General features: G+C 72.7%; 2 protein-coding genes and 2 pseudogenes. 2 read left to right on the top strand and 2 right to left on the bottom strand.

Translation table 11 applies throughout. The annotated features are described in order from the left end of the window. Positions 1-309 precede the first annotated feature (309 nt). Complete coding sequence (locus JNW89_RS26365) at positions 310-1404, top strand: hypothetical protein (RefSeq protein ID WP_238450710.1); 1095 nt, start codon at positions 310-312, stop codon at positions 1402-1404. A gap of 275 nt (positions 1405-1679) precedes the next feature. Here JNW89_RS26365 and JNW89_RS26360 read toward each other — a convergent pair. Beyond that, positions 1680-3089, bottom strand: a pseudogene (locus JNW89_RS26360) (histidine kinase N-terminal domain-containing protein); the annotation flags it as partial. Positions 3090-3114: 25 nt separating this feature from the next. Then, on the bottom strand, positions 3115-4146 hold the full coding sequence (locus JNW89_RS26355) for an SIS domain-containing protein (RefSeq protein WP_238451016.1): 1032 nt from the start codon (positions 4144-4146) through the stop codon (positions 3115-3117). A 183-nt stretch (positions 4147-4329) separates the two neighbouring features. Between JNW89_RS26355 and JNW89_RS26350 the strand changes: the two are divergent. Continuing rightward, positions 4330-5453, top strand: a pseudogene (locus JNW89_RS26350) (tetratricopeptide repeat protein); the annotation flags it as partial.

Genomic DNA, 5453 nt, shown 5'->3' with positions numbered 1-5453 from the left:
CGCTTCAGCCATCGCCCATCTCCACAACATCGCCCTCGTCAGGTGAGCACCGACCCGGTCACGGACAACGCCTTCACTGAGTTACGAGACGTCCCTTAGCCACGCTCAGCACGATGACCGACTCCGGCGCTACTCGTCCAGCACCAAGGCCGAACGCGGGGTACATGCGCCAGACGCGCGGATCTGCCGAAGCTTCCGTCACGCGCCAAGCGCGAGCGGCTATTCATGTCGAGTTGACCTCGCCGCTGGGCGACGCTCGCCTAGACCTGATCAACTCTCCGGTTCGATCCGGGCTCCTATACTCGCCCGATGATCGAGGGATGGTCGGTTGTCCCGGAGCGGGCGGCGGTGGGTGCTGCCGGCCCGAACGTCGAGGTCGTGCATGGTGATGGTGTCACCTTCGCGTACGGGGCCAACGCTCTGGTCGTGATCGTCGACGCCGGAGACCGGCCCCACGGCACCGCTGTCGACAACGCGAACACACTGGTGCTGCGGGAGCCTTTACCCAGCGAGGCGACTCAGTGGATACGCTCGAAGAACCAGGCCAATCAGCCGCTTCTGGGCTTTGTCAAGATGGCGGATGGCTGCCTGGCTCTCGGTGAGCTCTACCAAGCCCGCAGCATCTACCGCGGGATGAACCCGTACACGGGGCAACAGGGGCCACTCACATTCGCTGAACTGACCTGGGGCGAGCGGCTTCCCCCCGAACTGCTAGACAAGGTGCGGCCGACGCCGACGCCGACGCTGCCGGTACCCGGTATCGCCTGGCTGGACGATGTGCCGCAGGACCTGACCCGGGCACTGCGTTCCTTTCTGACCGCTTGGTACGCCGATGTGCCGGTGCTACCGGCCACACCCCAACACGCGGCTATGAAACTCCCGGCCCCGTTGCTGGCCTTCCACGACATCGCCGGAGGCCGCGAGGAAATCCTCGGCCGGCAGGACTTCATCGAGCCGCCCGACAGGATCGAGTACCTGGAAGACGAGCCGCTGGTGGCCTTCGCGGCCGAGAATCAGGGCGTCTGGGTGGCGTTGATCGACCCCACCGACGACGATCCGGTCGTGTGGTACGACGGCGGCCCGCAGCGGTTGCGCGAGCGGGAACGCCTCAGCGGCTTCCTGCTCCAGTTCGCCCTCAACGAAGCGGTGAGCACCTCACCGTTCACCGGCTTCGCCACGGTCACCACGGAGATGCTGGACCGGTTCGTCGAGGATCTGGTTCCCGTCCCGCTGCAGCCCATGCGCGTACCTGGCGACCCGACGCGCCACTGGGTGGCTCCCGGACTGGTCGCCATGGCCGCCGACTACGGCGACAGTGGTATCTGGCTGAGCGTCGGCAGCCGACAACGCTCAGCCCTGCGGCCCCTACGCTCTCGTCTCGACTGGGAACAGTTCAACGGCTAGCCAACACTCCGGTCCGAGCGCACCTCTCCTGCGGCGGGATGGGCACGTATCGCTGGTGGCGTCTACCAAGACCAAGTGAACACATCTGCCGCCGGTCGTGCACCGCAGTGCGCCGGCGATCACCAGGCTCCAGACGCCGCTTCGGAAGCCTGAACGGTGGGCAGGGTGCCCCCTCGTGCCGGGTTCCGGTCGGGTGGACAGATCAAGCCGTTCGGCCCTGTGCGCCATAGCGCACCGACCTGGCGAGGTTATCGGCCTACTGGCCAGGGTGGAGACAACCGGCCGCCGCGCTCGGCGTCGAACTCGGCCGGCAGGCCGCGCCCGTTGTCGGCGACCGAGACGTGCAACTGCTTGCGGAACCGGTGCGCGGTGACCACCACCTGCGGCGTGGCGCCGCCCTCCGGGCCGGCGGCGCCGTCCTCACCGGCCGGCGGGAAGCCGTGCTCGACGGCGTTGAGCAGCAGCTCGTTGAGGACCATCACCAGCGAGGTGGCGATCTCGGCGGGCAGGACGCCGAAGCTGCCCTTGCGGCGCATGCCGACGCTCACCTCGGTCGCCGCGACCTCGGTGGCCGCGCTGGCCACCCGGTCGACGATCCCGTCGAACTCGACCGCCTCGTCGCTGGACATGGAGAGCGTCTCGTGGACGAGGGCGATCGAGGCGACCCGGCGTACCGACTCCTCCAGCGCCACCCGGGCCTCGGGCATGGACACCCGGCGGGCCTGAAGGCGCAGCAGCGCGGCGACGGTCTGGAGGTTGTTCTTCACCCGGTGGTGGATCTCCCGGATGGTGGCGTCCTTGGTGATCAGCGCGCGGTCGCGGCGACGTACCTCGGTGATGTCGCGGACCAGCACCAGCGCGCCGATCGGCACGCCGGCCGGCATCAGCGGGAGCGACCGGGTGAGCATGGTGGCGCCCCGGGCGTCGATCTCCCGCCGGGGCGGGGCCTCGCCGCGCAGCGCGGCGAGCACACCGTTGGCCGCGTCGGTCCCCTCCAGCGGGTCGCTGGCCAGCCGCCGGTGCAGCTTGGCCAGGTCCTCCCCGACCAGGTGAGAGGCGTAACCCAGCCGCCGGTACGCCGACTGCGCGTTCGGGCTGGCGTAGGTGACCTTGCCGTTGGCGTCCAGCCGGACCAGGCCGTCGCCGACCCGGGGCGCCGAGGTGGTCTCCCCCGGGTGCCGGGGCGGCGGGAAGGTGCCGTCGGCGGTCATCTGGGCCAGGTCGTCGGCGGTGGTGAGGTAGTTCAGCTCCAACTGGCTGGGCGTACGGGCGGTGGAGAGGTTGGTGTCCCGGCCCACCACGGCGACCACCTCACCGGACTCGCCGTCGGTGGCGCGCAGCCGGACCGGGATCGCCTCGTGCCGGGCGGGCACGTCGCCGTACCAGACCGGGTCGCCCTCCCGCCAGATCCGGCCCTGCCGGTAGGCGACCTCCAGGTGCGCCACCTCCGGCCCGCCGACGATCCGCCCCACCTGGTCGTCGAGGTACGCGGTGGGGGCGGTCGTCGGGCGGACCTGGGCGACGCAGAGGAACGTCCCGTCGCCGTCCACCGGCACCCACAGCAGCAGGTCGGCGAAGGAGAGGTCGGACAGCAGCTGCCAGTCCCCCGCGATCCGGTGCAGGTGGTCGATGTCGGCCGGCCGGAGCTGGGTGTGCTCCTCGGCGAGGTCGCGCAGCGTGGACACGAGACACAGCGTGCCACGCCGGGCCTCACCTCGTCGCGGTGACCTTCTTCAGCCCGCGCGGGGCGTCCGGGTCCTCGCCCCGGGCCAGCGCCAGCGACAGCGCCAGCCGTTGCAGGGGCAGGATGTCCAGCAGCGGGGCGTACCGCTCGTCGACCTCGGGCACCACCATCCGGGTGGCCCCCTCGACCTCGGCGGAGCCGACCACCACCACGTCGGCGCGGCGCTCGCCGAGCCGGGGCAGCACCTCCTCCATCGACCGGCCGCCGGGGCCGGAGCCGACCACGGCCAGCACCGGCACGTCCGGGTCGGTCATCGCCAGCGGGCCGTGCAGCAGGTCGGCGCCGGAGAAGGCGAGCGCGGGCAGGTAGGAGGTCTCCATCAGCTTCAGGGCGGCCTCCCGGGCGGTCGGGTACGCGTACCCCCGGCCGGTGGTGACGAGCTGGCCGGCGAAGCGGTAGCGGGGCGCGAGCTGGGCCGGGGTGGGATCGGTCAGGGTGCGCTCGGCCAGCCCGGGTAGGGCGTCCAGTGCGGCCCGCTCGTCGGCGGGGAGCACCCCGTCGCCGGCCCGGACGCCCTCGATGAGCATCAGCAGGGCCAGCAGCTCGGCGGTGTACGTCTTGGTCGCGGCGACCGCCCGCTCGTGCCCGGCGGCGATGTCGACGGAGAGTTCGGCGGTCTCGGCCAGCGGCGAGCCGGGGGCGTTGGTGACCGCCAGGGTGAGCGCCCCGGCGTCGCGGGCGGCGCGCAGCACCTCGGTGAGATCGGGCGACCCGCCGCTCTGGCTGACCCCGACGACCAGAGCGTCGGAGAGGTCGGGGCGGGCCCCGTAGAGGGTGACCACGCTCGGCGAGGCGAGTCCGGCCGGCAGACCGAGCCGGATCTCGGTCAGGTACGCCCCGTAGAGCGCGGCGTGGTCGGAGGTGCCCCGGGCGGTGAAGACCACGTGCCGGGGCCGCCGCTGCGCGATCACCGCCGCGACGCGGGCGATCGCCCCGGCGTGCTCGGCGGTGAGCAACCGGGCGTAACCGGCCGGCTGCTCGTCGATGTCGGCGGCCATCCCGGCCCCTGGACGCGTCACGGAAGCTCCTCCCACTGCGCGATTGCCGCGCGTTTCATGCTCAGTCTTGCACCATTGCTCGCGTCTGATCAATCGTACGAGCAGGAATGCGCAGTGGATCACCAGATCGGCGCGTCATCCCCTAGGCTTGCCCAGCCCTGGAACTGCGAGCGAGAGGCCGACGTGTCGGAGGGACCTGACGAACCCGTGCTGTCCGCCGCGGAGGAGCTCGCGCTGGCCCGGCTGGCGCTCGACGAGGGCGACCTGCCGCACGCCGCCGGTCACCTCGCCGCCGCCATCGTCCAGGCTCCGACCCTGCCCGAGGTGCACGAGACGCTGGCCCGCATCGCGGCGGCCTCCGGCGGTGACCTGGAGCTCTTCCCGCTCGGCCAGCGGGTCTTCGTCGGCGCGGTGGTGGCCCGCGCCCACCTGCTCGCCGCCGCCGGGCGCCCGGCCGAAGGGCTCGACCTGCTGGTCGCCGCCACCGGGCACGCACCGGGCGTCGACTGGGCCGGCGTGCCCTGGGTGAGCGCCCCCGAACTGGCGCGACGGCTCGACCCGGAACGCGCCGCCCGGATCCTGATGCAGGTCTGCGCCGCCGTGCCCGACCCGGTGCCCCGGCCCGGTCGACCGCCGCTGCTGCCGTACCTCACCCTCGCCCGCAACGCGGTGGCCGCGCATCCGCGCCACGCGCTGCTGCTGGGCGCGGCGTCCGCGCTGGCCCGGCGCCTCGGCGAGGTCGCCCTCGCCGTCACCTGGGCCAGCCGGGGGGTACGCGTCGAGCCGACCAAACTCGGCGAGGTGTGGCTCGGGTACGCGTACCGCAGCGCGGGCCGCACCCGCGACGCCCTGGCCGCCCTGGAACGAGCCGTCGACCACGATCCCGACGACCTCGCCGTGTACGCGGACATCGCCGGCACCCTGGCCGACACCGGCCGGCTGGACGCGGCGCTGGAGTGGATCGACCGGGCGCTGGCCCGCGACCCCACGTTCGACTGCGCCGTGCACACCGCGCACCGGCTGCGCTACCTGCGCGACGGGGACGTGGCGCACCTGGTCGCCCTCGCCGACTTCGTCCGCGACCATCCCGACGACAGCCACGAGCACGGCGACCTGGCCGAGTGCTGCCGGGGCCGGCCCTGGCTCGGGCAGGTCACCCCCGGCGGCCGGCGCGATGGTCAACGCGCTCCGCCGCGGCCCTGGCCACCGATGGCACGCCCCGGCCCCCTCGGTACGGCTGGCCGCCGTCGAGCCCGCCGAGCCGCGATGCGTACCGTGGCGGCGGCCGTGCCGGGCCTCGACGGTCG

It is taken from the genome of Micromonospora sp. 4G55, assembly GCF_016803375.1.
This window is presented reverse-complemented; position numbering and strand designations above follow the sequence as displayed.